Genomic DNA, 24,314 nt, shown 5'->3' with positions numbered 1-24,314 from the left:
TCGTCAGTTGCGCGCGAAATTGCGGCGGAAGGACCGGCCCACACGCGCTTCCGCGTGATTGAAGATCCGGTTGGAGATGCTCGTCATCAGCAGATACAAGCCGCCGCCCACGACGAAGAAGGTGAAATACTGATGGGTCGAGCCTGCCGCTATCTGGCTCGCGCGCAGCAGTTCGGCAAGGCCGGTGACCGAGATCAGCGCGGAATCCTTCAAGCTCAGTTGCCATACATTGCCGATGCCTGGCAATGCGAAGCGCAACACCTGCGGAATCAGAATGCGACGGGCCATCGTCAGCGTGGACATGCCGATCGAACGGGCCGCCTCAAGCTCGCCGCGGGAGACCGCCAGCACGGCCGCGCGGTAAACCTCGGCCTGATACGCACCGGAAATCATCCCTACCGCGAGCGCGCCGATGACGAAAGGCGGTACGCCGACAAAACCGTCGGCGCCGAACCACTGACCGATGGTCGTCACCAGCGTCGAACCGCCGAAATAGAACAGATAGATCACGAGCAGTTCGGGTACGCCGCGAAACACCGTCGTGTAGAAATCGCCGACGATGCGCAAGCTGCGAAAACGCGACAGCTTGGCCGCCGCCACCAGTGCGCCAAACACCGCGCCGACAGCGAGCGCCGCGAGCGTCAGCGCGACGGTCATCAAGGCTGCCAGCAGCACGACGCCGCCCCAGCCATCCGGCCCGAAGCCGAGCATCCCGATAAGAGTCATACCCTACTCCTCGTCCTATCCGTTGTATCAGTCACGCTGCACGTGCCAACTTCACCGCACGTGCAGGCACGCGGTCACGGCTTCGTCCGCGAGGCGGCGTCGCCGCGCTCGCGCACTCGCCGCTCAAGGCGTGACGTCGGTCTTGAACCACTTCATGGAGAGCTTCTTCACGGTGCCGTCGGCGAGTGCCGCGGCGATTGCGGTGTCGAACTTCGCCCTCAGGTCGGCGTCCTGCTTGCGGAACGCGAGGCCTTCGCCCGGACCCCAGATCGGGCCGCCGATCTTCGGTCCGGCCATCACGATCGACGCAGTCTCTTTCTTGTCGACGTTGCCGGCGTAGTAGGTCACGTCGTCGAACGAGGCGTCGATACGGCCATTTGCGAGATCGAGGTCGCGCTCCGGCGAGGTCTTGTAGACGCGGATCGTGGCCACGTCCTTGAAGCCGTCGTTGATGAACTTGGTGTAGACCGTGCCGGACTGGATACCGATGGTCTTGCCCTTCAGTTCCTTACGCAACGCGTCGACGGTCGGCTGGTCGGTTTTCGGGTCGCCCGTCAGCTTGAGCACGGCGCTGGTCGGCCCGGACTTCGGCAACAGCTTGGTATCGGTCACGGCGAAGGTGGCCGGCGTGGCTGCATAAGGGCGCGAGAAGGCGATGATCTTTTCGCGTTCCGGCGTGATCGAGATGGCGTCCATCAACACATCGAACTTGCCTGCCTGCAGACCCGGAATCATGCCGTCCCAGTCCTGGGCGACCAGGTTGCATTGCAACTGGATGCGCGCGCACAGGTTCGCCACCAGTTCGGGCTCGAAGCCGCCCAGCTTGCCGCCGGGGAGCGTCAGATTCCACGGCGCGTAGCTGCCTTCCAGGGCGATGGTCACCGATTTCCAGTCTTTCGCCTGCACGGGCGCCGCGAGAATGGTCGCTGCGCCGAGGACGGCGCCAATCAATGCTTTAGCCAACGTAGTGCGCTTTACCTTCACGTCGAAACTCCTTTGATTGAGGAAACACCATCCAGCTAGCCGAGTGATCCATTCACTCGCCTGAATTGACTAGACAAGTCTGCATGAGTAAAAAAATCGTCGCAAGCAGAATCATGAAATTTTTCTCAAACCTTCGGGTAAGCCCTATAAAACAAGGCTAAAGGCGAATATTTAAAAGCCTGAAGATGTTGAAAAGTATCCGTCAGACGCGCCGTCGCGGTGCATTTTGTCTAGACAGGTTCACCTGATGGCGCAAGATGTGCCGTGCTGGTGCACGGATGCGCCGACGTGGTCCGAGCAGGAGATCTGACCGGGAGATGTGAGACCGAAGATGTGAACTGGGCGCCGGCTACCAGATATATGGCACGAACCGATAGCGCACGCGCGCCGCGTAGTCGGCATAGCCTTCGAGTTGCTCGGCGAGCATGCGCTCCTCCCGCACGGCGCGATAACCGATACCGGCAATCAGCAGCGGCACGCACAGGAGCCCCCACCACGACCCGAGCAGCAGCGGTGTCCCGGCGAGGAAGAGTAGCGCCGCCGCGTACATCGGATGCCGGACGTAGGCATAGGGGCCGGTATCGCTGACCGTGTGGCCGCGCTCGGACTGAATCTTGACGACAGGCGCCGCGAAGCTGTTGGCGCGGAATACATAACGGCAGCCGTAGAGGCAGAGAAATATCCCGAGCGCGCCGATCACGCTCAGCCAGCCCGGCACAGCCGACCAGTGAAAACGCCCGGCGTCGAGCCCAATCAGGATCATCCAGCCGATCCAGACCGCGCCGGTGAACGCCATGAAAACGCGGTCCCAGCGGCTCTGTTGCCGCTGCACGATCGGCTTGAGCCGCTCGGCCAGCAACGCCGGATCGTGCCGGGCGAGCCACAGGCCGATCCACGTCCCGAGCACCGCCCATTCGAGCAGAAACCACCAGGCGCCGGCCCAATGCAACGTGCCCGCCGCGCCGAACAGCAGCCCCGCCATGACGACGGACGAAGCCACCATTTGAACCAGCAGTCGCATGATCATCGCATCAGGCTCCAGGATTGATCCTGCAAAGTCGCGCCGGTGTCGCGCTATTGCTCCCGCACCCGCTCGAAAAGACGCGGCGCGTCGATCTCGCCAGGCATAAAGCCGAACCGCTCGACGAGGCACGCCGCAAGCTCCGCGGCGGACTCGAGCACCTGCTCGCTGACGACTTCGCCATTCGCACCGCGTTCGGTCAGACGCCGGTCGAACAGCGCAAGGCGGCCGTGCGGCAAGACCCGGCAGGCAATCAGATGATTGACGAACCTCGACTGCGGCCACGCCGACGTGTACCAGTTCGCCACCTCATAGTCGATCCATTCCGCGCGCTGCAGATCGAAGCGGTACGTCTTCGCCCAGGTATCGCCCAACTGCACTTCGAGGTCAAGCGCACCGTGCGACGCATCGGCGAGCCGGAACGTTTCCAGTGGCGTGCCTTGCGGCATGCCCGCCTCGAGACGCAACGGCGCGGTCAGCGTCATGCTGCCGAAACCGACGTCGGCGAGCCATGCCGTGTCGTCGATATCCACGCGCGTCAGCATGTGCGTGCGAGCCGTGACCGCACCCGGCTCGCAGCCCCACAATACGCGCGCAATCAGCGGCGTCACGCGAAAGCCCAGTTGCATCAGCACATGGGCGAACAGCTTGTTCTGCTCGAAGCAATATCCGCCACGCCGGCGCTCGAGCAGCTTGCTGACGATCACCGGCAGTTCGAGCGCGACCGTCCGGCCGCTAAACGAGTCGAGATTTTCGAATGGGATCGCAAGCGGATGCAGGCGGTGCAGTTCGCTCAGCACCGCGAGCGTGGGAGCACGCGGGCCCTGATAGCCAATACGGGCGAAATACAGATCGAGGTCGAGCACGTTTGACATGAAAGTGAATCCTGGAACGGTTGGAACGACTGAAGCGGCCTGCGGGACGCGAACGTTTACGGCTCGACGCGAACGGCGCCGCCGGACAGTTGTGACAGGTTGAGCGACGCATGCGACAAGCCGCTGACAAGCGGTATGCACAACGAACGTAGATCGAAATCAAAGGCCCCAAATAGCATACAAAATAATTACATATAGTTTACTTATAAATAACAAAGCCTCAAATAAATTCCGGCAACCGTAAAAATTCGAATTACACCTCAGTAATATTGTTGCGAATCGTTCTCATTTGTATTGACGCACCTATTCCGCATGCGTACGATCTCGGCATTGCTGTCTGAGGCGTCGCGACCCGCAGCGGCAATGCGCGGAAAGTCCGGCTATCGACACTCGCTGCAAATAGCCGGAACAGTCGATACAACACAATAAGGATTTCGATGAAGTTCGCCCAGCCCACCGGACTCGCGTCAAGCGTACGTCTGTTCAGGAATGCCACGCCGCGCGGTCGCGCCGTACGCTCGCCAGGTTTGCCCTCGATGCGTCGCATGGCACTTTACACGGCATTCGCATGGGCCTCTTTGACGGCCGCCACCGCGATGGCCGAGACCAACCCCGACGCCACGCCGAACGACGCGCCCGAGGCCGACCTGAGCATTCAGGCAAAGCCCACGAGCCAATGGACCGGCGTGTGGAACCGGGGCAACCTGCTCGGCGACATCGGCGGCCTGCGTCCCTGGCTCGGCAAGTACGGCATCACGTTCGCCCTCACCGAGACCAGCGAATACCTCTACAACGCGCGCGGCGGCCTGAACACCGGCGGCACCTATGACGGCCTGACCACGGCCACGGTCCAGGTCGATACGAAGAAGGCATTTGGTCTGCAGGGCGGCCTTTTCAACGTCAGCGCACTGAACATCCACGGTCAGAACCTGAGCGCGGACAATCTCGGCACGCTGAACACCGCGAGCGGGATCGAAGCCCAGGATACGACGCGTCTGTGGGAGCTGTGGTACCAGCAATCCTTCCTGAACAACAAGATGGACGTCAAGGTCGGGCAGCAGAGTCTCGACCAGGAATTCATCGGCAGCCAGAGCGCGGGCCTGTTCGTCAACACGATGTTCGGCTGGCCTGCCCTGCCGTCGTACGACTTGCCCTCGGGCGGCCCGGCGTATCCGCTTTCGGATCTCGGCGTGCGCGTGCGTGGCCAGCTCTCGCCGGCGGTGACCGCACTCGCGGGCGTGTTCGACGCCGATCCGCTCGGCAACAATCCGAACAACATCAGCGGCACGAATTTCAACCTGCACAACGGCGCACTCTATATCGGCGAACTGCAGTACGCGCTGAACCAGCCGGGCGATGGAGAAATGGTCAGCGCCGGTCACAGCGGCCTGCCCGGCAGCTACAAGATCGGCTTCTGGTACAACACCGAAAGCTTCGCCGACGAGTATTACGACACCACCGGCTTGTCGCTGGCTAACCCGAACTCGACGGGGATTGCCGCGCAGCATCGCGGCGACTACAGCTTCTACGCCGTGGCCGACCAGATGGTCTGGCGCCCCGATCCGGACGAGCCACGCGCCATCAATGTGTTTGCACGCGTGATGGGCGCGCCGGGCGACCGCAACCTCGTTAGCTTCGCGGCCAACCTCGGCGTGGTAATGAAGGATCCGCTTCCCGGCCGCGACAACGACACGGTGGGTCTCGCGCTGACGTACATCAAGGTCAGCAACAGCGTTGAAAATCTCGATCTGCAAAACCGCCTGTTCAGCGGCGGCCCGTACGGCGTGCGCACCCAGGAAACCACGCTGGAGGCGACCTATCAGTATCAGGTCAATCCGTGGTGGCAGATCCAGGCTGACGCGCAATACACGTTCAACGCCGGCGCCGGCCAGAATCCGGTGGATCCGACCCAGCCGCTGCGTAACACGCTGGTCGTCGGCGTGCGCACCAACATCACGTTCTGACCGCTTTCATAACCCAGACACTATGCTTTCGATCATGACCGCATTCAACGCTTTGTGCGCAGGCACGGAGGCTCAAGCATGAACTACCCCAGGCGCAAGTATTTGCCACGCGCTACGCGGGCACTGATGGCAGCAGCGGCGAGCGCCGTTGCGCTGGTCGCGGCCGGCACCGCGTACGCCGATCCGCAAGGATTCCTCGAGACGGTCCACAAGCACACTACGCTCATCAACACGGTGCCCGACAACGGCGACCAGAATCCGTACGCGATCGTGGTCGCGCCGGTTACGGCCGGCACGGTGAAAAAAGACGACGTGCTCGTCGACAATTTCAACAACTCGACCAACCTGCAGGGCACCGGCAGCACGATCGTCGATTACCACCCGGACACGAGGCAGATGTCGCTGTTCGCGGTGATTCCGCGCGACCTGAAGGAATGCCCGGGCGGCGTCGGTCTGTCGACGGCAATGACCATGCTGAAGTCGGGCTGGGTCATCGTCGGCAGCACGCCGAGCAATGACGGCACCACCGGCACCAAGGGCGCCGGCTGCCTGATCGTGCTGGATCCGCAAGGCAAGATCGTCTCGACGATCTCCAGCCCGAACATCAACGACCCCTGGGGCAACATGGCGGTTGTCGACAACGGCAATAGCGCCACCCTGTTCGTGAGTAACGCGGGCTTCGGCGTGGGTGCTGCAACCGCGGTCGGCCCGGACGGCGAACCGCCGGTGTTCAAGCAGGCGACGGTACTGCGTCTCGAACTCGATATTCCCGAAGGCAAGCCGCCGGTCGTGAAGAGCGAAACGGTAGTCGGCAGCGGCTTTGGCGCGCAGGCCGACAAGGGCGTGTTCCTGATCGGACCGACGGGCCTCGCGCTCTCGCCCGACCAGAAGCTGCTGTACGTCTCGGACGCTATCGGCAATCGTGTCAACGCAATCGAAGATCCGATGACGCGCGACACCAGCGCCGGTGTCGGCCGCCAGCTGACCGCCGACGGACTGCTGCACCGACCGCTCGCAATGGTCGTGGCGCCGAACAACCACCTGCTGGTGACGAACGCGCTGAACGGCCAGGTCGTCGAGATCGATCCCGCCACCGGCAAGCAGATCTACGCACGCTGGATCGACACCGACAAGGCGCAATCGCCCCCGGGTAACGGCGACCTGTTCGGCATCGTCATGACGCCGGCCGGCGATGGCTTTTACTACGTGCAAGACGACGTGAACACTTTGGTACTGGCGAAGTAATCATGGCCAACGATACAAATCCCCCCAAGCGGCCTGCCCGGCGCGGTTTTCTGAAAGCGGGGGGGGCGGCGGTCGCCGCAGGCGCAAGCCTGGGTGCGACCGGCGTCGCCCACGCCGCGCTCAACAAGTCGCAAGCGCCGCACGCCGCCGATCCGTACCTCGCGGTCGAACCGTTCTTCGGCGAGCATCAGAGCGGCATCGTCACGCCGCAGCAGGCGCATATCTACGTCGCAGCACTCGATCTCACCACGACCAAGCGCGAAGATGTGATTGCCCTGCTGCGCACGTGGACCGACTCGGCCGCGCGCATGACCCAAGGGCAACCCGCGGGCGCGCTGCCCGGCCCCGACGGCAAGGCCGCGCCGGATTCCGGCGACGTGCTCGGCCTCGGTGCGGCCGGCCTGACGGTGACCTTCGGCTTCGGCCCTGGACTCTTCACCTCGGGCGGCAAGGACCGATACGGCATCGCCGATCGGCGCCCTGCTGCGCTCGTCGATCTACCGCGCTTCAACGGCGACCAGCTGATTCCGGAAAAGACCGGCGGCGACCTGTTCATTCAGGCCTGTGCGAACGACGCGCAAGTAGCCTTCCATGCGGTGCGCCAACTGGTGCGCCAGTGCTACGGCGCGGCGACGATGCGCTGGGGGCAGGCCGGCTTCGTGTCGGGTCCGCGCGGCCAGACGCCGCGCAACCTGATGGGCTTCAAGGACGGCACCAACAACCCGTCTATCAAGAAGCCTGAGCTGATGAACCAGTTTGTCTGGGCTGACGGCAAGGATGCCGCATGGATGCAAGGCGGCTCGTATAGCGTCGTGCGCCGTATCCGAATCACGCTCGAACACTGGGACATGACGGAAGAGGATTTCCAGGAGCAGGTGTTCGGCCGTCACAAGTACAGCGGTGCGCCGATCGGCAAGAAGAACGAATTCGAGCCGCTCGATCTCGACGCCCAGGACAAGGACGGCAATCCGGTCATTCCGGAAAACTCGCACGTCCGCCTGTCGAACCAGGCCACCAACAACGGCGCGCAGATTCTGCGCCGCTCGTATTCGTACAACGACGGCTCGAATTTCTACATCGAGCGCTGGCCGCCATGGCGCCAGGAAACCGAGTACGACGCAGGCCTGATTTTTATCGCGTATCAGGGCGATCCACGTACCGGCTTCATCCCGATCAACGAGAAGCTCTCGAAGTTCGACATGATGAACCAGTTCACGACGCACGTCGGCAGCGCGGTGTTTGCCTGTCCGCCGGGAGCGAAGCCCGGTTCGTACATCGGCGCTGGGCTGTTCGAAACGTAAGCAGTGAAAGCCACACGCGGCTCTCATGAAGCAGATTTGGCTGGATGCGCGGGACCACCACTCGCGCCGCGACCGGCACCCGCAACGGTGTCGCTCGCGGCGCGCCGCGTATGAACAAAGATCAAATACCATCACAAAAGGAATTCTGAATCATGACTCATTCCTGGCTTGGCAACCGTGTCCGCGCAATCAGCGGCGCGGCGGCTCTTCTGTTGGCGACGTTGAGCGCAGCGCCGCTCGCCGCCCACGCTGAATCGATCACGCTCTATAGCGCGCAGCACGAGCAGGTGGTCAACGCGCTCGCGAAGGACTTCCAGAATCAATCCGGCATCTCCGTCAAGATCCGCACCGGCGAAGGCCCGGCACTGGCTGCCCAGCTCGTTGCAGAAGGCGCGGCGTCGCCGGCTGACGTGTACTTCACGGAAAACTCGCCCGAACTGATGCTGCTCGAGGAAAAGGGGCTGCTCGGCAAGGTCGATGCGTCGACCCTCGCGGCCGTGCCGGCACGCTTCGATTCGCCGACCGGCGTTTGGGTTGGCGTGACCGCACGCGAAAACGTGCTGGCTTACAACACGAACAAGGTTCAGCCGAGCCAGTTGCCGCAATCGCTGTTCGATCTGGCCAAGCCGGAATGGAAAGGCAAGGTCGGCATTGCCCCGAGCGACGGCGACTTCCTGCCGCTCGTGAGCGCCGTGATCGCGCTGAAGGGCGAAGCGCAGACGCTCGACTGGCTGAAGGGCCTGAAGGCCAACTCGCAGATCTTCGACGACGACGAAGGCGTGGTGGCGGCGGTGAATCGCGGCGCGGTTGCAACCGGCCTCATCAACAACTACTACTGGGCGCGTCTGCATGCCGAAATCGGCGACAAGTCCACCCGTAGCGCGCTTTATCACTTCACGAACGGCGACGCCGGTGCACTCGTCAACGTCTCGGGCGCAGCAGTGCTGAAGTCGGCGCACAACGCGGAAGGCGCGCAGAAGTTCCTGGCCTATCTGGTCAGCGAACGCGCTCAGGATCTGATGGCGAAGGGCCATGTCGACTTCGAGTACCCGTTGCATAACGGCGTGGCTCCGGACCCGATCCTCAAGCCGTTCAACGAACTGAGCCCGCCGACGCTGACCGTGCAGCAACTCGGCGACGACAGCCAGGCTGGCAAGCTGCTGCGCCAGGCCGGACTGCTGTAAATGAGCGACGCCGTGTCAGCCGCAGCGCCGGCTGTTGTCCCTGAACCGGCGCGTGCGCGCAAGCGCGCGCCTGGTGGTCTGTTTGCTGCTGCCGCGGTCAGTGCTCTGCTGGTGTTGTTGCCGCTCGCGTTCACCGTGTGGCGGGCGGCAAGTTTTGGCTTCGCCGAGGCGGCCGAACTGGTGTTCCGGCCGCTCGTCGGCGAGCTGCTTGTGAATACGTTGATGATCACGGTGTCGGCCACTTTGGCCTGCGCTGTGATCGGTACAGCTGCGGCCTGGTTTATCGAACGCACCCGCCTGCCCGGCCGCCGCTTCTGGGCCGTGGCGATGGCCGCGCCGCTCGCGATGCCGCCGTTCATCACGAGCTATGCGTGGGTATCGTTCAGTCTCGATCTGCAGGACTTCAACGGCGCGTTGCTGGTCATTACGTCCGCGTATTTTCCGCTGGTCTATCTGCCGGTCGCAGCTGCCTTGCGCAGCATGGACCCGGCTCTCGAAGAAAGCGCCCGCTCGCTCGGCTGTGGCCGCTGGAACACTTTCTTTCGCGTGATCCTGCCGCAACTGCGCCCTGCTCTGCTCGGCGGCATGCTGCTGGTCGCGCTCGGTGTGATGTCCGAATTCGGCGCGTTCACGCTGCTGCGTTTTCGCACCTTCACAACCGAGATCTACGCCGAATATCGCACGAGTTTCGACGGCCCCGGCGCATCGCTGCTGGCCTGTCTGCTGATCGTGATGTGTCTCGTTGTGCTGGCCTTCGAATTCCGCGTACGCGGGGCCGCGCGTTACGAACGCGTCGATCGCGGCACGCGCCGCGCGGTGCTGCGCTATGACCTCGGCTTCTGGCGCTGGCTGGTGGTTGCTGGCTTTACCGCGCTGACCGTCGCCACGCTCGGCGTGCCGCTCGGCATGATCGGCTACTGGCTCACGCAGCCCGGCGCCGCCGCTGTCACGCCGGCCGACGTCTCGCCCGAATTGCTGCTCGACTCGACGCTTTCGTCGCTCGGCTTCGGCCTCGGTGCGGCCGTCCTCACCACCCTGCTGATCGTGCCGCTGGCGTTCCTGCTGGTGCGCTATCCGGGACGCCTCGCCACGCTGTTCGAACGCACCGTGTTTCTGGCGCAGGGCATTCCCGGTCTCGTGATTGCGCTGGCAGTCGTCTCACTCGCCGTGCACGCGTTGCAGCCGCTGTACCAAAGCACCACGCTGCTGATCATCACTTATGCCATCCTGTTCCTGCCGCTCGCGCTGGTGAGTGTGCGCGCTGCGCTGATGCAGGCGCAACCGCGGCTCGAAGAGACGGCGCGTGCGCTCGGTCTCGGTTGGGGACAAACTCTGGTTCGCGTGCTATTGCCGCTGGCTGGGCCAGGTCTGGGTGCAGCGGCTTCGATGGTGTTCATCTCGGTGGTCACCGAACTCAACGCCACACTGCTACTCTCCCCCATCGGCACCCAGACGCTCGCCACCCAGGTCTGGTCCGACACATCGACCATGGCCTTCGCCGCTGCTGCGCCCTATGCGGCGCTGCTCACAGGCATTTCGCTGTGCGCCTCGGGCCTGCTGTTTGCGCTGCTCGGCCGCTCGGCGCTGCTTGGCGAACGCAGCTAAGACTGCGTGGAATCTACCGCTTTCCCCATCGGATTTTCATGAGCGACCTTCGTATCTGCGGCCTGCAAAAATCGTTCGACGGCAACCCGGTGCTGCACGGCATCGATCTGTCCGTCGAGCGCGGCACGCTGCTCGCCCTGCTCGGTCCGTCCGGCAGCGGCAAAACTACCTTGCTGCGCGTGTTGTGCGGCTTCGAACGCGCGGACCACGGTAGCGTGGAAATCGACGGCCGGCGGGTTGTCGGCGATGCGTTGCATGTGCCGTCGGAGCAGCGCCGCATCGGCTATGTGCCGCAGGAAGGCGCGCTGTTTCCGCATCTGTCAGTGGCGGACAATATCGTCTTCGGTCTGCCGCGCACGCAACGGCGCGTCCGGCATCGCGTCTCCGAACTGCTCGAGCTCGTGGGCCTGCCGGCGACGTTTGCCGACCGCGCGCCGCAGCAGCTTTCCGGTGGTCAGCAGCAACGGGTGGCGTTGGCGCGCGCGCTGGCGCCATCGCCGACGCTTGTGATGCTCGATGAACCGTTCTCCTCGCTCGATGCCGCCCTGCGCCTCGAAACGCGCCAGGCGGTGGCCAGCGCATTGGCCGCGGCCGGCGCCACTGCGGTGCTGGTGACGCACGATCAATCCGAGGCGCTCTCGTTGGGCCACGAAGTCGCAGTGCTGTGGCAAGGCAAGCTGATCCAGACCGATACGCCGGAGATGATCTACCGTCGTCCGGTGACGCGCGAACTCGCCTCGTTTATCGGCGAGGCGGTGTTGCTGCAGGGGGTTGCCGCCCGTGATCGCGTTACGTGTGAATTGGGTGAGTTGACGCTATCGGCGCCGGCACGGGACGGCGCTGTCGACGTAATGGTTCGCCCCGAACAGATCCGTCTGTGGCGCGCGAACGAAACCACGCCGGATGGGACCGCTTCGTTCGATGCCATCGTGCAGGACGTGACCTTCCAGGGACAGGATGCCGGCGTTGCGCTGCAGTTGCAGTCGGCGGCGCGGACGGTGGTGCGCGCCCGCGTGCCGGGCTACCGGACACCGCAACCGGGCGAGCGCGTGAGGCTCGCCATCGACGGCGACGTGACCGCCTACGCCCGCGCCTGAACGTCCGCCGCGCGGTCCTCGCGCGTCAAGGCAGATGGCGCAGCCACCGAGGCGCGAGACTGCGAGCGCACCGACAAATCCTGAATCATCTGCGCCGCGAGATAGTCGCAGGTCGGGCGGTCCGACTTGGCGCTGCGCGCCACCACGATTTCCAGCGGCTCGATCTTCGGCAGGCCATGCGCGTCGCCGAGGATGGCAAGACGTGTCGGCACGCTGCAGCGAGTCAGCGCGATGACTGCCAATCCGGCATCCACGGTCGCCACGAGGCCAAGCAGACTGGCGCTGCTGTATGCGGCACGGTAACGAATCCGCGCTTTATCGAGCGCAGCCAGTGTATGCGTACGGGCTACACAGCCCGGCTCGTATAAGCCCACCGGCAATGGTGAGGCCGCCAGCACCGGCGTATCTTCCGACGCCCCCACCCACACCATCGGCTCACTGCGCACAAATTCGCCGCGCAGTTTGCGATCGCGGGTGACGAATGCGAGGTCGATCTTGTTGTCGGCCAGCATCGGCGCGAGTGCCGTGCTTTGCGCGCAGACAATCTCGATCTCGACCTGCGGGTACAGATTCGAAAAGCGCCTGAGCACAGGCGACAACAACGACGACACGTAATCGTCTGGCGCCCCCAGCACGACCCGCCCAGTCACCTCGGGCCGTACGATCGCCGACCACGCTTCCTCATGCAGATCGATCACCCGCCGCGCGTATTCGAGCAGCGTGTGGCCTGGCCGCGTCAGCGCCAGGTTGCGGGTGTCACGCGTGAACAGCGTCGTGCCGAGCATGCTTTCGAGCCTTTTGATCTGCATGCTGACCGCCGCCTGCGAGCGATGCACGGTCGCCGCGGCCTTCGTGAAACTACCCGTCTCGACCACGGCGACGAAGGTACGCAACAGATCCACGTCGAATTCAGGGTTCATGATTTATAAGCCCGGCTTATCAGATTTCTCAATTTTATTCGTTTGTCGTTGCCTCGCAAGTCCCCGATACTCGACCAGGGTCTCGGTCACGGAGCGTTCTGCATGTCACTCACCTCGCGTCAACAAGGCGCCATCACCCTCGCCAGCGGTGGTTTGCTGATGGGGACGATCGGCATCTTCGTCGAGGAAGCGCGTCTCGATGCAATGACGATGGTGTTCTTTCGCTGCCTGTTCGGATCTCTCGCGCTAGCGGGTTATTGCGCGTGGAAGGGGTTTTTCAGGGCGCAGCAATTTACGCTGCGCATGGTGTTGCTCGCCGTGCTGTCCGGTGCGCTGATGGTGACCCAATGGGTCTGGTTCTTCGATGCCATTCACCGCACCAGCATCGCGGTCGCGACCGTGGTGTTTCATGTGCAGCCGTTCTGGGTCGTGCTGATGGGTGCGGCGCTTTTCAACGAGCGGCTCGGCGGCGACCGGCTCGGCTGGATCGCGACGGCGTTTGTCGGACTCGTGCTGGCTTCGGGCGTGGCCACCAGCGAAAACCTGCAAGGGCATGCCGGTTATCTGATCGGTGTGGGCGAAGCGCTGGCCGGTTCAGTGCTCTATGCAAGCGTGACGCTGATCGCCAAGAGTCTCGGTCAGTTGCGCCCGCATCTGCTGACGCTCGCTCAGTGTCTGGTTGGTGTGGTTTGCCTGGCGTTTATTGCGCCGCTGCATTCGGTGGCCCATATCGAGCCCAAGCAATGGTTCTGGCTCGTCGGCATGGGCGTGCTGCATACCGGGCTGTCGTATGTGCTGATTTACGGCGCGCTGCCCAAGCTGACCACGCCGATCATCGCGGTACTACTGTTTGTTTATCCGCTAACCGCGATCGTCGTGGATGCGGTTGTTTATGGGCGGGCGCTGTCGCCATTGCAACTGGCCGGGATGGCGTTGATTGTGACGGCGAGCCTTGGCGTCAATCTTGGGTGGCCGCTCGTGTCGATTTTGCGGCGTGGGGTAAGGGCGAGTCGTTCGACGGATTGAGACGAAAGAACCGGGCGGCGCGGCGCCCGGATTCCATTCAATCGTCGTAGTGAAAACGGCAGGCGGCGACGTAGATCAATCCGTCCTGCGGCATATAGACCAGGCGATCAGCAAGGCTCACGCGGCGTGACCAGAAACCCGTCAGATTGCCAACCAGGGGCTCCGGCTTGCCCGCGCCCTTGAAAGGGTCACGCCGGCATTCTTCAAGCAGTTCGTTGACCTTCCGCAATACCTTGGGATCGACTCTCTGCCAATGCAAATAGTCTTCCCAAGCTTCATCCGTAAAGACAAAAACACTATCAGACCTCACGGTCTCCTTGTTTCGGGCTTTCTGTTTGCTCATCTGTTAGCAGTGTGCGCGGCGTACCCTTGCGTGCATTGATCTGGGCGACAGAACGTACAAGCCGTTCGGCATTCTTCGGAGAGCTCAGCAGATACAGGGTTTCCTGCATGGCGCTGAAGTCCTCGAGCGAAACCATCACCACATGTTCGCCACCTTGCCGGGTTATCAGCATAGGCGTGTGGTCGCGGCAGACGTCGTCCATCGCTTGCTTAAAGCCAGCACGGGCCTCGCTGTAAGTAAGGGTGTTCATGGCTTATCCGGCCCGAAGGCGTGCCTCCGGCCGCTCCTGATAAAAAAGTTAGCGGTATTTCCTGCGGCGAACAAAGCCCGGCGACAAAGCGAGCAAGTCCACTGACGAGCGCGAATCGGAAACTCCCGACCCGGAGTTCATTGTACAGAAATTCGTACAACACCTCAAGCATATGGCCAAGGATGTTGCACGCCCGCTAACAATCAGAAGCATGCCGTGTATCACGGCCAGGCACCACCTGGCCGATTGGCTATCGACGTGCGCAGGACAGCTTTCCGCTGCTTCTCACTGCGGCAAAACTTCCCCTTTCGTCTCCGGCGCAAACGGGATGATGAAGAGCCCGATAACAAACGCCACCGCGGTCAGCGCGACCGGAATACCGAGCGTATGCATATGCAGCACCGCCGCGCCCAACAGGAAGTTCACGCCCGCCCCGACAAACCGTCCGAACGACGTACAAAACGCAAACGCCGTGGCCCGCACACGCGTTTCGAACTGCTCCGGCAGCCACAGGCTGAACAGCGCAAAGTTGCCGCCGAAGAACCCCAGCACACACAACCACGCGATAAACGGCACCAGTCCGTTAGGCATATAAAACGACCACCCAAAGCTGCCCGCGATTGCCACCGCCATCCCGGCGAAGTAAATCGCCAGAGTCTTTTTACGCCCGATCCGTTCCGCTAGCGGCGGCAGCGCAAGACACCCGAGAACCGTCGAAATAGACAGCAAGCCAGTTGCGATCGACGCCGTGCGGATCGCATCCGGCTTACCCATTCCTGCACGCGTCGCAAGCTGGATCACTGCCGACGGCTCATACACCGCGCCCGCCCATAGACCGATAATCGCAATCGTCAACAACGCACAGGCAACCCACGTGCGGCGCCGGTACACGGGACCGAGAATCTCGCGCAATGGCCTGCTACGCACGGCTTGCGGCTCCGCCTTCTGCCATTTTTCCGGCTCCTTCACACGCAACAAGATCAGGATTGCGACGACCACCGGCACTGCACCGGTCAGGAACATCGCGCGCCAGCCGTAGTGAACCCCGACCGTGTAATTGAGCGCCGCGGCCAGAAAGAAGCCGGCGTAGTAACCGGTTTGCAGATAGCCCGCCCCCATCTTGCGACGGTCCTCCGGCCACGCCTCGGCCACATAGGTGCCAGCCAGCGCCCATTCGCCGCCGATCCCCACGCCCGCAATAAACCGGAAGATAGCCAGTTCCCAGACGTTCTGCGAGATCGCCGAAAGTCCCGTAAAAATTGCAAAAGTGAAGATCGTACCGGCCAGCACCTTGGTGCGGCCAAAGCGGTCGGCGAGCGGCCCCCAGATAAACGACAGCCCCCAGCCGATCAGAAACAGCGCAAACAGGATCGACCCGGCGAGCCCGACGTTGGCTGGCGTCGCGGCATAGCCCGAGCGCGGCAACAGTTCGGTGAGCGCCGGGGTGAGAACCAGCGCGTAGATGAACGAATCCATCCCGTCCAGCGTCCAGCCCGCCCATGCGCCCCAGAACCCTGCGATCTGCGAGCGGTTTAGTGGCGTGCGATGCCGCGCGACACGCGCGCGGTCCGAGATTGAATTCATCATGCTCCTCCGATACTACGGTTGGATTGCCAATTGCCTATTCTTAACAACGGGTTAGCGTGCGTGCGGCGACTACATGGGCTTTCGCCAGACAGCCCCCTGACACTTTCTGAACGCGGTCCCTACAGTCTGCTTGCTTCCTGGACCCTGGATTTCCCTCGTGCAAAACGCGTCATTTCATATATAATATTTGAACTTATGAACGATGCAACCGATGGTTTTCCCCTGGACAGCGCTGCGCGCGTCCCCTTTCTGCCCGTAGCGGCCACGCCGCGGGCCAGCACGTCACGCGTGATCGCGGACGCTTTGCGTACGGCGATCGTCGAAGGCACGCTGGCCCCCGGTGCCCCCTTGCGGCAGGACGCCATTGCCCGCCATTTCTCGGTCAGCGCAATTCCCGTGCGCGAAGCGCTACGCCAACTGGAAGGCGAAGGCTGGGCGAAGGTCACCGTCCACAAGGGGGCGACGGTCGCGCCGCTGTCGGCGGACGAAGCCCGCGAAATCTACGAGATCCGCTCGGCGCTTGAGAGTCTCGCCGTCGGCCTCGCCATTCCGCACCACACCGCTGCAACGCTGCGTGAGTCGGAAAAGCTGTGCCGCGCTGCGGAGAAAGAGATGGATCCGGCGCTCTACGTGACCCGCAACGAGGAGTTTCATATGAGCCTCTACGCGCCGGCCGCACGACCGCAACTCGAGGAAATGATTGCCACGCTGCATCGGCGCGGCGAACGTTATTTACGGCTCAAATTCGGACTACCGCTGTACAAGGACGAGTCCGATCGCGAACACGCGGAAATACTCGACGCGGTGCGCCGCGCCGACATCTCCGCTGCACGCTCGCTGCTGACCGCGCATCTGCTCGGCACCGGCGAGTTGCTCTACCGTTTCCTGACCGAACGCGCGCAGGCCGAAGCCGCGCATGCCAACGGCCGCAAGCCGCGCGCGAGACGCGCGCGCACTCCAACTTCCGGGAGCTGAATCCGCCGATGAATCAACAAGCCCAACCATCCCCCCGCTCCGCCGCCGCACCGGCAGCACGGTCCTGGACCACCATGCGCGACGAGAAAGCGCGCCGCCTCGCCGCCATTGCGCCGTGGCTCGAAGACGGCGTGTTGCGCAGCGAGCGCATCGTCGATGCGCTGGAAACACTGATCCGCCCAGGCGACCGCGTTGCGCTCGAAGGCGACAATCAGAAGCAGGCCGATTTTCTGTCGCGCTCGTTCGCGAAGGTGGATCCGCAAAAGGTCCGCGACGTCCATCTGCTGATTTCGAGCATCAGCCGGCCCGAGCATCTGACGCTGTTCGAGCGCGGCATCGCGCACAAGGTCGACTTCGCCTTCGCGGGGCCGCAGAGCCTGCGCGTCGCGCAACTACTGGAAGATGGCCAGCTCGAAATCGGCGCGATCCACACCTACGTCGAGCTGTACGCACGGATGTTCGTGGAGCTGACGCCGAACGTTGCGCTGTTGTGCGCAGAAAAAGCGGACCGTCACGGCAATCTCTACACCGGGGCGAACACCGAAGACACGCCCACCATCGCAGAAGCCGCTGCGTTCCGGCACGGCATCGTGATTGTTCAGGTGAACGAAATCGTCGATGAATTGCCACGCGTCGACATTCCCGGCTCGTGGGTCGACGTGGTCGTGCAGGCCGACCGGCCCTTCGCAGTGGAGCCGCTGTTTACGCGCGATCCGCGCCACATCGGCGACCTGCAGGTGCTGACCGCGATGATGGTAATTCGCGGCATCTACGAGGCGTACGGTGTGACCGCGCTGAATCACGGCATCGGCTTCGATACGGCGGCCATCGAACTGTTGTTGCCCACCTATGGCGAGTCGCTCGGGCTGAAGGGCAAGATTTGCCGCAACTGGACGCTCAATCCCCATCCCACCTTGATTCCGGCCATCGAATCCGGCTGGGTCGAAAGCGTGCATTGCTTTGGTAGCGAAGTGGGCATGGAGCAGTACATCGAGGCACGCCCCGACGTGTTCTTCACCGGACGCGACGGCAGTCTGCGTTCGAACCGCGTGTTGTGCCAGTTGGCGGGGCAATACGGCGTCGACCTGTTTATCGGCTCCACGCTGCAGATCGACGCGGATGCGAACTCGTCGACGGTCACGCGTGGGCGGCTCGCTGGTTTTGGCGGCGCCCCGAACATGGGACACGATCCGCGCGGACGGCGTCATTCGAGCGAAGCGTGGCTCAAGCTTCTCAAGGATCAAGGACCGGTCTCCCGCGGTCAGAAGCTGGTCGTGCAGCTTGCCGAGACGTACAAGAAAGGCGGCGAGCCGACCTTCGTCGATGAGCTCGATGCGGTTGCAGTCGGCGCGAAGAGCGGCATGCCTATCGCCCCAGTGATGATCTACGGCGACGACGTCAGCCACGTGGTCACTGAGGAAGGCATCGCCCACTTGCACAAGGCCGAAGGGATCGACGAACGGCGCGCGGCACTTGCTGCGGTAGCCGGCGTCACGCCAATCGGCTTGCGCGCGAAGCCGGAAAAAACAGCGGAGCTGCGCCGGCGCGGCATCGTCGCGTATCCCGAGGATCTCGGCATCCGCCGCGGTGAAGCGAAGCGCTCGTTGCTGGCCGCGCGCAGCATCGACGATCTGGTGACATGGTCGGGCGGTCTGTATGTGCCGCCGGCGCAATTCCGGAGCTGGTAATCATGGCCACGCCTGCGGTAATGCCGGTGACGGCTGCGCGAATCTCGAGCGGTTCTGGCCTGCTTCTGTCCGGGACTGAAGCGTCGCCGGTCGGTACGCGCACAACACGCGCGACGGCGCCATCACTCCGTACACCGGAAAGCGTTTCAGGCAGCTTTGAAGCCGACGCACTGTTGGCGCAGCTAGCCGTCACTGCGCTGATCGAAGAGGCGCAACTGACGCCCAAGCCCGCGCTGGTAGATCAGCGCGGCAGCGGCGCGCACCGCGATCTCGATCTGGACATCATGCTGCGCTCCGCTCATGCACTCGAGCCGACGTTCGTTGCGCTAGCGCGCGCCGCGCGGCACAGCGAGCCATCCGCTACCTTGCGCGCAGAATTGGCGCAGATCGGCCGCACTGGGGAACGCGAGATGATGCGGGCCACCGGCGGCAGCAATGCGCATCGTGGCGCCATCTGGATCGTCGGACTGCTGGTCGCGGGCGCAGCACTTGCGCAACGCGACGCGCAAGCCGCTACAAACCATGCGAGCGATTCAATTCATTCGAACTCCGAAGGTCACTGCCACGCACACGCGCCCTCAGCGACCCGTGTCTCGCACGCGGTAAAAGTCTGCAAGCTTGCCGCGCAGATTGCCTGCTTTCCCGATCGCTTCGCTGCAGTTGCCGATAGCAACGGCGAGCGTGCGCGCCAACGCTACCAGGTGGGCGGTGCTCGTCGCGAAGCGCAGGATGGCTTTCCACACGTCATGGCAATCGGTCTTCCCGCGCTGCTGGCAGCCCGCGCCAATGGCGTGAGCGAAGAATCAGCGCGGCTTGACGCACTGCTAACGATCATGACCTCGCTCGACGACACGTGCCTGTTGCATCGCGCCGGCCTGCCCGGATTGCGCGCCGGCCAGCAAGGCGCGCGCCGGGTGCTCGAACTCGGCGGCAGCGCCAGCGTCGCGGGTCGGGCCGCGCTTTATGAGCTCGACCGCGCGCTGCTCACGCTCAATGCATCCCCCGGCGGCGCAGCCGATCTGCTCGCCGCCACCCTTTTCATCGACAAGCTGGTGCATCACAGCACCGGCGGGAGCCAATCCTCATGGAAAATCTGACCTTCGATTATCCGGCGCAACGCGCCGTGACGGCCCGCGCGCACGTCGGCGTAGTCGGCTCAGGCGACCTCGAAGTGCTGTTGTCGCCAGCCTCCGCAATGACTGCGCACGTGATCGTGCGCACCAGCGTCGACGGCTACGGACATATCTGGAAGAGCGTGCTCGACCGCTTCTTCACGCGCTACGACGGCGCTGCGCAGATCGAGATCAACGACTTCGGCGCGACGCCCGGCGTGGTGGCGTTGCGGCTCGCCGAAGCGGTCGAAGAAGCAGAACAGGGAGGTGAAGCATGAGCACCGTTGCCACTCCTCAAGCAGCGCCCGTGCTGCACGACAGCTTCATCGAACTGTCCGCACGCGAGCGCGCCCGTGCGTTGCTCGACGCCGGCACGTTTCGCGAACTGCTAGGACCGTTCGACCGGATCGAGTCGCCGTGGCTGCCGCTGCAAGGCATCGTCTGCCAGGCCGACGACGGCTGTGTGATCGCACGCGGTACGATCGACGGCGAACCCGCCGTGGTGGCCGCGATCGAGTCGGCGTTTCAAGGCGGCAGCATCGGCGAGGTGTCAGGCAGCAAGATCGCCGCGGCGCTCGAACTCGCGTTGCGTGACTGCGAACGCGGCAAACCGGTGCGCCCCGTGGTGCTGTTCGAAACCGGCGGCGTGCGCCTGCAGGAAGCCAATCTGGGCCTCGCCGTGATCGCCGAGATGCAGGCGGCGATCGTCGCGCTGCGCCGGCATGTGCCGGTGGTCGGCGTCATCACGGGGATGGTGGGTTGCTTCGGCGGCATGTCGCTCGCAGCCGCGCTGTGCTCCTATCTGGTCGTCACGAAGCAAGGACGGCTTGGGATGAACGGACCCGAAGTGATCGAGCAGGAAGCCGGTATCGAGGAACTCGATTCCAGCGACCGCCGTCATGTGTGGCAGTTGATCGGCGGCGAGCAGCGGGCTTTGACGGGCTTCGCAGATGCGCTCGTCGAGGATGACCCCGATGCCGTGCGCGCCGCCGTGCAGCGCGCCTTCGAACTGGGCGTACCGGCCGCGCATCGTAGCGAACAGGTCGACACCTATCTCGCGCGGCTCGCGGAGGTCGATCCGGCCAACGTCACCCCCGAAACCATGCGGACCGTGTTTCATGCGAACACCGCAATTCAGTCCTCGAAGGAGGAAGCGTGAACGATACCTCACTGACCCGCGGGGCCCGCTGGTTCCGGGCGCTCGCTGGCGAACCGTCCAGCCCCGCTCCGGTGTGGGGCGGCACCGCTGCGCTCGGCAACGAAACCGCGCACTTTTTTGCCGTGGTGCCCGACCCGCAGAACCGCTTTCCGCGTGCTACCGATAACGTCGTCGGCCTCGAACAAGGTTGGAAGCTCGCCCGCGCGGTGCGCAAGGCGATCGCCGACGATGCGCAAAGCGGCACGCGCCGGCCTATCGTCGCGATCGTCGATGTCAAGAGCCAGGCCTATGGCTACCGGGAAGAGACGCTGGGGCTTCATCTTGCCTGTGCGTCGGCGGTCGATGCTTACGCATCGGCACGCGACGCCGGTCATCCTGTGGTCGCGCTGATTGTCGGACCGGCCATGTCGGGCGCGTTCCTCGCGCATGGCTACCAGGCCAACCGGATCGTCGCACTCGATGCGCCCGGCACGATGGTGCACGCGATGGGCAAGGAAGCGGCTGCCCGCGTCACGCGCCGTACGGTCGAAGCCCTCGAAGCATTGGGCGAAACGATCGTGCCGATGTCGTATTCGATGGCTTCGTTCGCCAAACTCGGTCTGCTTGACGAACTGATCAAAGGCGTCGACGCCGATACGCCGAGCGACGCGCAGATCGATCAGGTGCGTCAGGTGCTGAGCAATTCGATCCGTAGCGCGCGCGACGACGTCCGCGGTCTGTCGCACAGACTGCAATCGGACGCTGCGAAGCAGAACCGTGCGGCTTCGATTGAAGTGCGGCGGCGGCTGACGGAACAGTGGGACGCAGCGTAATGCGGACGTGCGCGGCACCGCCGTTTGATACTGCGTTTGCCGCGCAGGTTGGTGCGGCGGCCTCTGGCGGGGTGGATGGCGCCACTGCACGACACCCTTCCGATACGCGCTGGCGGCCACACGACCTGCTGCGCCTGCGACGTTTGCCCTCATACGATGGCGAACCGGACTGGGTTCGCGCCGCTTTCGCGCACGCGCCTTTTGCGGTGGTCAGACGCGCGTCGGCCGCGCCCGGTTTCATCGCGGTTGGAATGCGCGGTAACGGTCGCGCGCAACGGTACGGTACATGGGCGCAGGCCGATGATATCGAGGCCGTGATCGCCCCCGAAGATCTCCTGGGTGCGAGTTCCCAGCTTGATATGGAACGTCTTGCGCTACCCGCGTTCGCGATGCTTTACAGCGTGCGTGACGAAGCGCAATCGTTTCGCGCATTCTCCTGGGGACCCACCGGAAGCGCAGGCTTCGAGCTTGCTACCGGCACGCCCACTGTCACAGCTACGAGCGATCTCGACCTGTTGATCCGTACGGCACAGAAACTCTCCCGCGAGCGTGCCGCGCAACTGCTGAGCGAACTCGAATCGTTCGCGCGGCACGCTGGAATACGCGTCGATGTCCAGTTGGAAACTCCCTCGGGCGGAATTGCTCTCGCGGAGTGGGCAGCCGGCAAGGCACGTGTGATGGTGCGCCATGCTCAGGGGCCGCGGTTGGTTAGCGATCCGTGGGCGGTGCCGCCTCCGCAAGCATGACGCTCGCCTATCAGTTCCCCGGCCAAGGTGCGCAATCGGCAGGCTTCCTGCATCGATTGCCGCAGCACCCTGTCGTCACCGCGACGATCGATGAAGCTTCACAGGTGCTAGGCATCGACGTGCTAACGCTCGACACACCCGACGCGCTACGCTCCACCGTGGCGGTTCAGGTGGGACTCGTAGTGGCAGGCGTTGCCGCCTCTCGCGTGCTGGCCGACGCACAATTGTCCCCCGATATCAGCGCCGGTCTTTCCGTAGGCGCTTATGCCGCAGCGGTCAGTTGCGGCGCGCTTGCGTTTCCCGATGCGCTGCGCATGGTTCACAAGCGAGCCGAGTTGATGGAGACCGCCTATCCGTCAGGCTACGGACTCGCCGCTATCTCCGGTCTGACCGAACGGCAATTGGAAACTCTCGCAGCAAATCAGACGAAGGACGGCCTGCCGCAGGTCTATATTGGCAATGTCAATGCGCCCAGACAGATCGTTATGGCTGGCGCGGACGCCGCACTCGATGCCCTGATTGAACGCGCACTTGCCGCCGGTGCGCGCAAAGCAACACGTCTGGCGGTGAGCGTTCCTTCGCATTGCGAATTGCTCGGGGAAGCCGCCGATGCATTGGTCGACTACGCACGGAATGTGCCGTTTCAGGCACCAAAAAGTGTCTACGTGGGCAATCGAGGTGGCCGGCCGTTGCATACCGCGGAGGCAATCCGCGACGATCTCGCGACGAATATGCGTTACACCGTGCGCTGGTTCGACGCGCTGACGGTGATGCTTGAAATGGGTGCGCAGGTGGTGGTTGAAGCTCCGCCCGGTCAGGTGTTAACTGACATTGTTCGTGAACAGTGGCCGCAAGCGAAGGCGATCGCTTTGAGCAGTATTTCGCCGGACCAGTGGGTGGCGACCGTGCGTCGACGCGTTACGTCTGTCTCGGGCGCACGTTAAACGAAACTGCTGCAGCAGCTCGTCACAGCGCGGACGCGAAAGATTGCAACACGTCAAGAGCAGCTATGTCCGTTGCAACGCTGCACTACCCTAGCGCCGTCTCACTCAGCGAAGATTTCCTGCAGCGTCGACAGCGCGTTGGACAACGCGAGATCCGATACAGCCCCTGCCTTTTTTATCAACCGCGTCTTGTCGACCGTTCGGATCTGGTCAAGCAGAATCAAACCCTTCTTGCGCAAGAAAGTCAGCGGCACGCGAAACGGCGCTGCTTTGCCCGCGGTGGTCATGGGCGCAACGATGACGGTGCGCAAATGATCGTGCAACTCCGGTGGCGAGACGACAACGCACGGTCGCGTTTTCTGAATCTCACTGCCTATCGTAGGATCGAGCGCGACCAGCCAGACTTCGCCGCGCGCTACCACACAAGCCCCGCGTCGTCCGCGTTCGGAAACTCACCCATCACGAGCTCGTCGCTCCCGGCGGCCGCCACCGACCGGCTTGCCTCTGCCCAACCCGCACGGGCGCTCTGCGGGCGCCGCAACACTAATGTGTTCCCTTCTATTTGCATATCCACTTCGTCCTCCAGTCCCAATTGGGTCAAGATAGGTTTCGGAATCAGTACGCCATGGGAGTTGCCCATTCTGCGGATTGTCGTCTTCATGGCGTCACCTGAACTGAAGTGAAATGCTACGGGGTAAACTGATGAAAGTAAACACAATGTAATTACATGATAGCACGGCAAATGGCATA

Annotated in this window: 25 protein-coding genes; 15 read left to right on the top strand and 10 right to left on the bottom strand. The window is 63.3% G+C overall.

The window, feature by feature from the left end; genetic code table 11:
• Positions 1-3: 3 nt before the first annotated feature.
• The 4 genes from BUS06_RS31620 to BUS06_RS31605 form a co-directional block, all read right to left on the bottom strand.
• The gene (locus tag BUS06_RS31620) at positions 4-726 is read right to left on the bottom strand and encodes an ABC transporter permease (RefSeq protein ID WP_074268248.1); all 723 of its coding nucleotides are present in this window, start codon (positions 724-726) and stop codon (positions 4-6) included.
• A 123-nt stretch (positions 727-849) separates the two neighbouring features.
• Complete coding sequence (locus tag BUS06_RS31615) at positions 850-1,710, bottom strand: transporter substrate-binding domain-containing protein (protein WP_074268247.1); 861 nt, start codon at positions 1,708-1,710, stop codon at positions 850-852.
• A gap of 349 nt (positions 1,711-2,059) precedes the next feature.
• On the bottom strand, positions 2,060-2,737 hold the full coding sequence (locus BUS06_RS31610; protein WP_074268246.1) for a methyltransferase family protein: 678 nt from the start codon (positions 2,735-2,737) through the stop codon (positions 2,060-2,062).
• A gap of 47 nt (positions 2,738-2,784) precedes the next feature.
• Positions 2,785-3,606: an arylamine N-acetyltransferase family protein gene (locus BUS06_RS31605; RefSeq protein ID WP_074268245.1), complete on the bottom strand. Its 822-nt coding sequence runs from the start codon at positions 3,604-3,606 to the stop codon at positions 2,785-2,787.
• A gap of 437 nt (positions 3,607-4,043) precedes the next feature.
• Between BUS06_RS31605 and BUS06_RS31600 the strand changes: the two genes are divergently transcribed.
• The 6 genes from BUS06_RS31600 to BUS06_RS31575 all read left to right on the top strand — a co-directional run bounded on the left by BUS06_RS31600 (position 4,044) and on the right by BUS06_RS31575 (position 12,002).
• Complete coding sequence (locus tag BUS06_RS31600; RefSeq protein ID WP_074268244.1) at positions 4,044-5,570, top strand: carbohydrate porin; 1,527 nt, start codon at positions 4,044-4,046, stop codon at positions 5,568-5,570.
• A gap of 78 nt (positions 5,571-5,648) precedes the next feature.
• A complete protein-coding gene (locus BUS06_RS31595; RefSeq protein WP_074268243.1) occupies positions 5,649-6,815 on the top strand; it encodes an NHL repeat-containing protein in 1,167 nt (388 codons plus the stop codon).
• 2 nt (positions 6,816-6,817) lie between these two features.
• A complete protein-coding gene (efeB, locus tag BUS06_RS31590; protein WP_074268242.1) occupies positions 6,818-8,116 on the top strand; it encodes an iron uptake transporter deferrochelatase/peroxidase subunit in 1,299 nt (432 codons plus the stop codon).
• A 152-nt stretch (positions 8,117-8,268) separates the two neighbouring features.
• A complete protein-coding gene (locus BUS06_RS31585) occupies positions 8,269-9,300 on the top strand; it encodes an iron ABC transporter substrate-binding protein (RefSeq protein ID WP_074268241.1) in 1,032 nt (343 codons plus the stop codon).
• The gene (locus BUS06_RS31580) at positions 9,301-10,905 is read left to right on the top strand and encodes an ABC transporter permease (protein WP_074268240.1); all 1,605 of its coding nucleotides are present in this window, start codon (positions 9,301-9,303) and stop codon (positions 10,903-10,905) included. It begins immediately after the preceding gene.
• A gap of 38 nt (positions 10,906-10,943) precedes the next feature.
• Positions 10,944-12,002 carry an ABC transporter ATP-binding protein gene (locus BUS06_RS31575; protein WP_074268239.1) on the top strand — a complete coding sequence of 353 codons (1,059 nt, stop codon included), beginning with the start codon at positions 10,944-10,946 and terminating at the stop codon, positions 12,000-12,002.
• Here the strand turns inward: BUS06_RS31575 and BUS06_RS31570 are convergent.
• Positions 11,987-12,922: a LysR family transcriptional regulator gene (locus tag BUS06_RS31570; RefSeq protein WP_074268238.1), complete on the bottom strand. Its 936-nt coding sequence runs from the start codon at positions 12,920-12,922 to the stop codon at positions 11,987-11,989. The two genes, BUS06_RS31575 and BUS06_RS31570, sit on opposite strands and share 16 nt — an antisense overlap.
• 102 nt (positions 12,923-13,024) lie before the next feature.
• Between BUS06_RS31570 and BUS06_RS31565 the strand changes: the two genes are divergently transcribed.
• On the top strand, positions 13,025-13,948 hold the full coding sequence (locus BUS06_RS31565; protein ID WP_074268237.1) for a DMT family transporter: 924 nt from the start codon (positions 13,025-13,027) through the stop codon (positions 13,946-13,948).
• Positions 13,949-13,985: 37 nt separating this feature from the next.
• Here BUS06_RS31565 and BUS06_RS31560 read toward each other — a convergent pair whose 3' ends face one another.
• The 3 genes from BUS06_RS31560 to BUS06_RS31550 all read right to left on the bottom strand — a co-directional run bounded on the left by BUS06_RS31560 (position 13,986) and on the right by BUS06_RS31550 (position 16,128).
• Positions 13,986-14,291, bottom strand: a complete 306-nt coding sequence (locus BUS06_RS31560) for a Txe/YoeB family addiction module toxin (protein ID WP_143787690.1) — start codon at positions 14,289-14,291, stop codon at positions 13,986-13,988.
• Complete coding sequence (locus BUS06_RS31555; protein ID WP_074268235.1) at positions 14,248-14,541, bottom strand: type II toxin-antitoxin system Phd/YefM family antitoxin; 294 nt, start codon at positions 14,539-14,541, stop codon at positions 14,248-14,250. Before BUS06_RS31555 ends, BUS06_RS31560 begins: the two co-directional genes overlap by 44 nt.
• Positions 14,542-14,826: 285 nt before the next feature.
• Complete coding sequence (locus BUS06_RS31550; RefSeq protein WP_074268234.1) at positions 14,827-16,128, bottom strand: MFS transporter; 1,302 nt, start codon at positions 16,126-16,128, stop codon at positions 14,827-14,829.
• A gap of 195 nt (positions 16,129-16,323) precedes the next feature.
• Between BUS06_RS31550 and BUS06_RS31545 the strand changes: the two genes are divergently transcribed.
• From BUS06_RS31545 to mdcH, 8 genes are read left to right on the top strand one after another with little or no spacing between them, the layout of a single operon-like run.
• Positions 16,324-17,103 (top strand): GntR family transcriptional regulator, encoded by a 780-nt coding sequence (locus BUS06_RS31545; protein ID WP_074268233.1) that lies wholly within the window; start codon positions 16,324-16,326, stop codon positions 17,101-17,103.
• A gap of 8 nt (positions 17,104-17,111) precedes the next feature.
• The gene (gene mdcA, locus BUS06_RS31540; protein WP_074268232.1) at positions 17,112-18,791 is read left to right on the top strand and encodes a malonate decarboxylase subunit alpha; all 1,680 of its coding nucleotides are present in this window, start codon (positions 17,112-17,114) and stop codon (positions 18,789-18,791) included.
• Between the two features lie 2 nt (positions 18,792-18,793).
• Entirely contained in the window at positions 18,794-19,888 is a 1,095-nt protein-coding gene (locus BUS06_RS31535) for a triphosphoribosyl-dephospho-CoA synthase (RefSeq protein ID WP_254369015.1), read from the top strand.
• Positions 19,876-20,181, top strand: coding sequence for a malonate decarboxylase subunit delta (locus BUS06_RS31530; protein ID WP_074268230.1), 306 nt, complete (start codon positions 19,876-19,878; stop codon positions 20,179-20,181). Before BUS06_RS31535 ends, BUS06_RS31530 begins: the two co-directional genes overlap by 13 nt.
• A complete protein-coding gene (locus tag BUS06_RS31525) occupies positions 20,178-21,062 on the top strand; it encodes a biotin-independent malonate decarboxylase subunit beta (RefSeq protein ID WP_074268229.1) in 885 nt (294 codons plus the stop codon). Before BUS06_RS31530 ends, BUS06_RS31525 begins: the two co-directional genes overlap by 4 nt.
• Positions 21,059-21,874 carry a biotin-independent malonate decarboxylase subunit gamma gene (gene mdcE, locus BUS06_RS31520; protein WP_074268228.1) on the top strand — a complete coding sequence of 272 codons (816 nt, stop codon included), beginning with the start codon at positions 21,059-21,061 and terminating at the stop codon, positions 21,872-21,874. The genes BUS06_RS31525 and mdcE overlap by 4 nt, the downstream gene beginning before the upstream one ends.
• Positions 21,874-22,620 carry a malonate decarboxylase holo-ACP synthase gene (locus tag BUS06_RS31515; protein WP_074268227.1) on the top strand — a complete coding sequence of 249 codons (747 nt, stop codon included), beginning with the start codon at positions 21,874-21,876 and terminating at the stop codon, positions 22,618-22,620. Before mdcE ends, BUS06_RS31515 begins: the two co-directional genes overlap by 1 nt.
• Entirely contained in the window at positions 22,617-23,564 is a 948-nt protein-coding gene (mdcH, locus tag BUS06_RS31510; RefSeq protein ID WP_074268226.1) for a malonate decarboxylase subunit epsilon, read from the top strand. Before BUS06_RS31515 ends, mdcH begins: the two co-directional genes overlap by 4 nt.
• A gap of 101 nt (positions 23,565-23,665) precedes the next feature.
• On the opposite strand, the gene BUS06_RS31505 is transcribed toward mdcH, so the two are convergent.
• Together BUS06_RS31505 and BUS06_RS31500 are read right to left on the bottom strand one after the other, a co-directional pair.
• The gene (locus BUS06_RS31505) at positions 23,666-23,986 is read right to left on the bottom strand and encodes a type II toxin-antitoxin system PemK/MazF family toxin (protein WP_074268225.1); all 321 of its coding nucleotides are present in this window, start codon (positions 23,984-23,986) and stop codon (positions 23,666-23,668) included.
• The gene (locus BUS06_RS31500; protein WP_074268224.1) at positions 23,980-24,225 is read right to left on the bottom strand and encodes an AbrB/MazE/SpoVT family DNA-binding domain-containing protein; all 246 of its coding nucleotides are present in this window, start codon (positions 24,223-24,225) and stop codon (positions 23,980-23,982) included. The genes BUS06_RS31505 and BUS06_RS31500 overlap by 7 nt, the downstream gene beginning before the upstream one ends.
• Positions 24,226-24,314 lie beyond the last annotated feature (89 nt).

It is taken from the genome of Paraburkholderia phenazinium (assembly GCF_900141745.1).
Lineage (GTDB): Bacteria > Pseudomonadota > Gammaproteobacteria > Burkholderiales > Burkholderiaceae > Paraburkholderia > Paraburkholderia phenazinium_B.
This window is presented reverse-complemented; position numbering and strand designations above follow the sequence as displayed.

Coding starts and splice junctions, on each gene's coding strand:
- BUS06_RS31620 (WP_074268248.1), bottom strand. CDS start 726: ATGACTCTTATCGGGATGCTCGGCTTCGGGCCGGATGGCTGGGGCGGC.
- BUS06_RS31610 (WP_074268246.1), bottom strand. CDS start 2,737: ATGATCATGCGACTGCTGGTTCAAATGGTGGCTTCGTCCGTCGTCATG.
- BUS06_RS31605 (WP_074268245.1), bottom strand. CDS start 3,606: ATGTCAAACGTGCTCGACCTCGATCTGTATTTCGCCCGTATTGGCTAT.
- BUS06_RS31600 (WP_074268244.1), top strand. CDS start 4,044: ATGAAGTTCGCCCAGCCCACCGGACTCGCGTCAAGCGTACGTCTGTTC.
- BUS06_RS31595 (WP_074268243.1), top strand. CDS start 5,649: ATGAACTACCCCAGGCGCAAGTATTTGCCACGCGCTACGCGGGCACTG.
- efeB (WP_074268242.1), top strand. CDS start 6,818: ATGGCCAACGATACAAATCCCCCCAAGCGGCCTGCCCGGCGCGGTTTT.
- BUS06_RS31585 (WP_074268241.1), top strand. CDS start 8,269: ATGACTCATTCCTGGCTTGGCAACCGTGTCCGCGCAATCAGCGGCGCG.
- BUS06_RS31580 (WP_074268240.1), top strand. CDS start 9,301: ATGAGCGACGCCGTGTCAGCCGCAGCGCCGGCTGTTGTCCCTGAACCG.
- BUS06_RS31575 (WP_074268239.1), top strand. CDS start 10,944: ATGAGCGACCTTCGTATCTGCGGCCTGCAAAAATCGTTCGACGGCAAC.
- BUS06_RS31570 (WP_074268238.1), bottom strand. CDS start 12,922: ATGAACCCTGAATTCGACGTGGATCTGTTGCGTACCTTCGTCGCCGTG.
- BUS06_RS31565 (WP_074268237.1), top strand. CDS start 13,025: ATGTCACTCACCTCGCGTCAACAAGGCGCCATCACCCTCGCCAGCGGT.
- BUS06_RS31560 (WP_143787690.1), bottom strand. CDS start 14,291: ATGAGCAAACAGAAAGCCCGAAACAAGGAGACCGTGAGGTCTGATAGT.
- BUS06_RS31555 (WP_074268235.1), bottom strand. CDS start 14,541: ATGAACACCCTTACTTACAGCGAGGCCCGTGCTGGCTTTAAGCAAGCG.
- BUS06_RS31550 (WP_074268234.1), bottom strand. CDS start 16,128: ATGATGAATTCAATCTCGGACCGCGCGCGTGTCGCGCGGCATCGCACG.
- BUS06_RS31545 (WP_074268233.1), top strand. CDS start 16,324: ATGAACGATGCAACCGATGGTTTTCCCCTGGACAGCGCTGCGCGCGTC.
- mdcA (WP_074268232.1), top strand. CDS start 17,112: ATGAATCAACAAGCCCAACCATCCCCCCGCTCCGCCGCCGCACCGGCA.
- BUS06_RS31535 (WP_254369015.1), top strand. CDS start 18,794: ATGGCCACGCCTGCGGTAATGCCGGTGACGGCTGCGCGAATCTCGAGC.
- BUS06_RS31530 (WP_074268230.1), top strand. CDS start 19,876: ATGGAAAATCTGACCTTCGATTATCCGGCGCAACGCGCCGTGACGGCC.
- BUS06_RS31525 (WP_074268229.1), top strand. CDS start 20,178: ATGAGCACCGTTGCCACTCCTCAAGCAGCGCCCGTGCTGCACGACAGC.
- BUS06_RS31515 (WP_074268227.1), top strand. CDS start 21,874: ATGCGGACGTGCGCGGCACCGCCGTTTGATACTGCGTTTGCCGCGCAG.
- mdcH (WP_074268226.1), top strand. CDS start 22,617: ATGACGCTCGCCTATCAGTTCCCCGGCCAAGGTGCGCAATCGGCAGGC.
- BUS06_RS31500 (WP_074268224.1), bottom strand. CDS start 24,225: ATGAAGACGACAATCCGCAGAATGGGCAACTCCCATGGCGTACTGATT.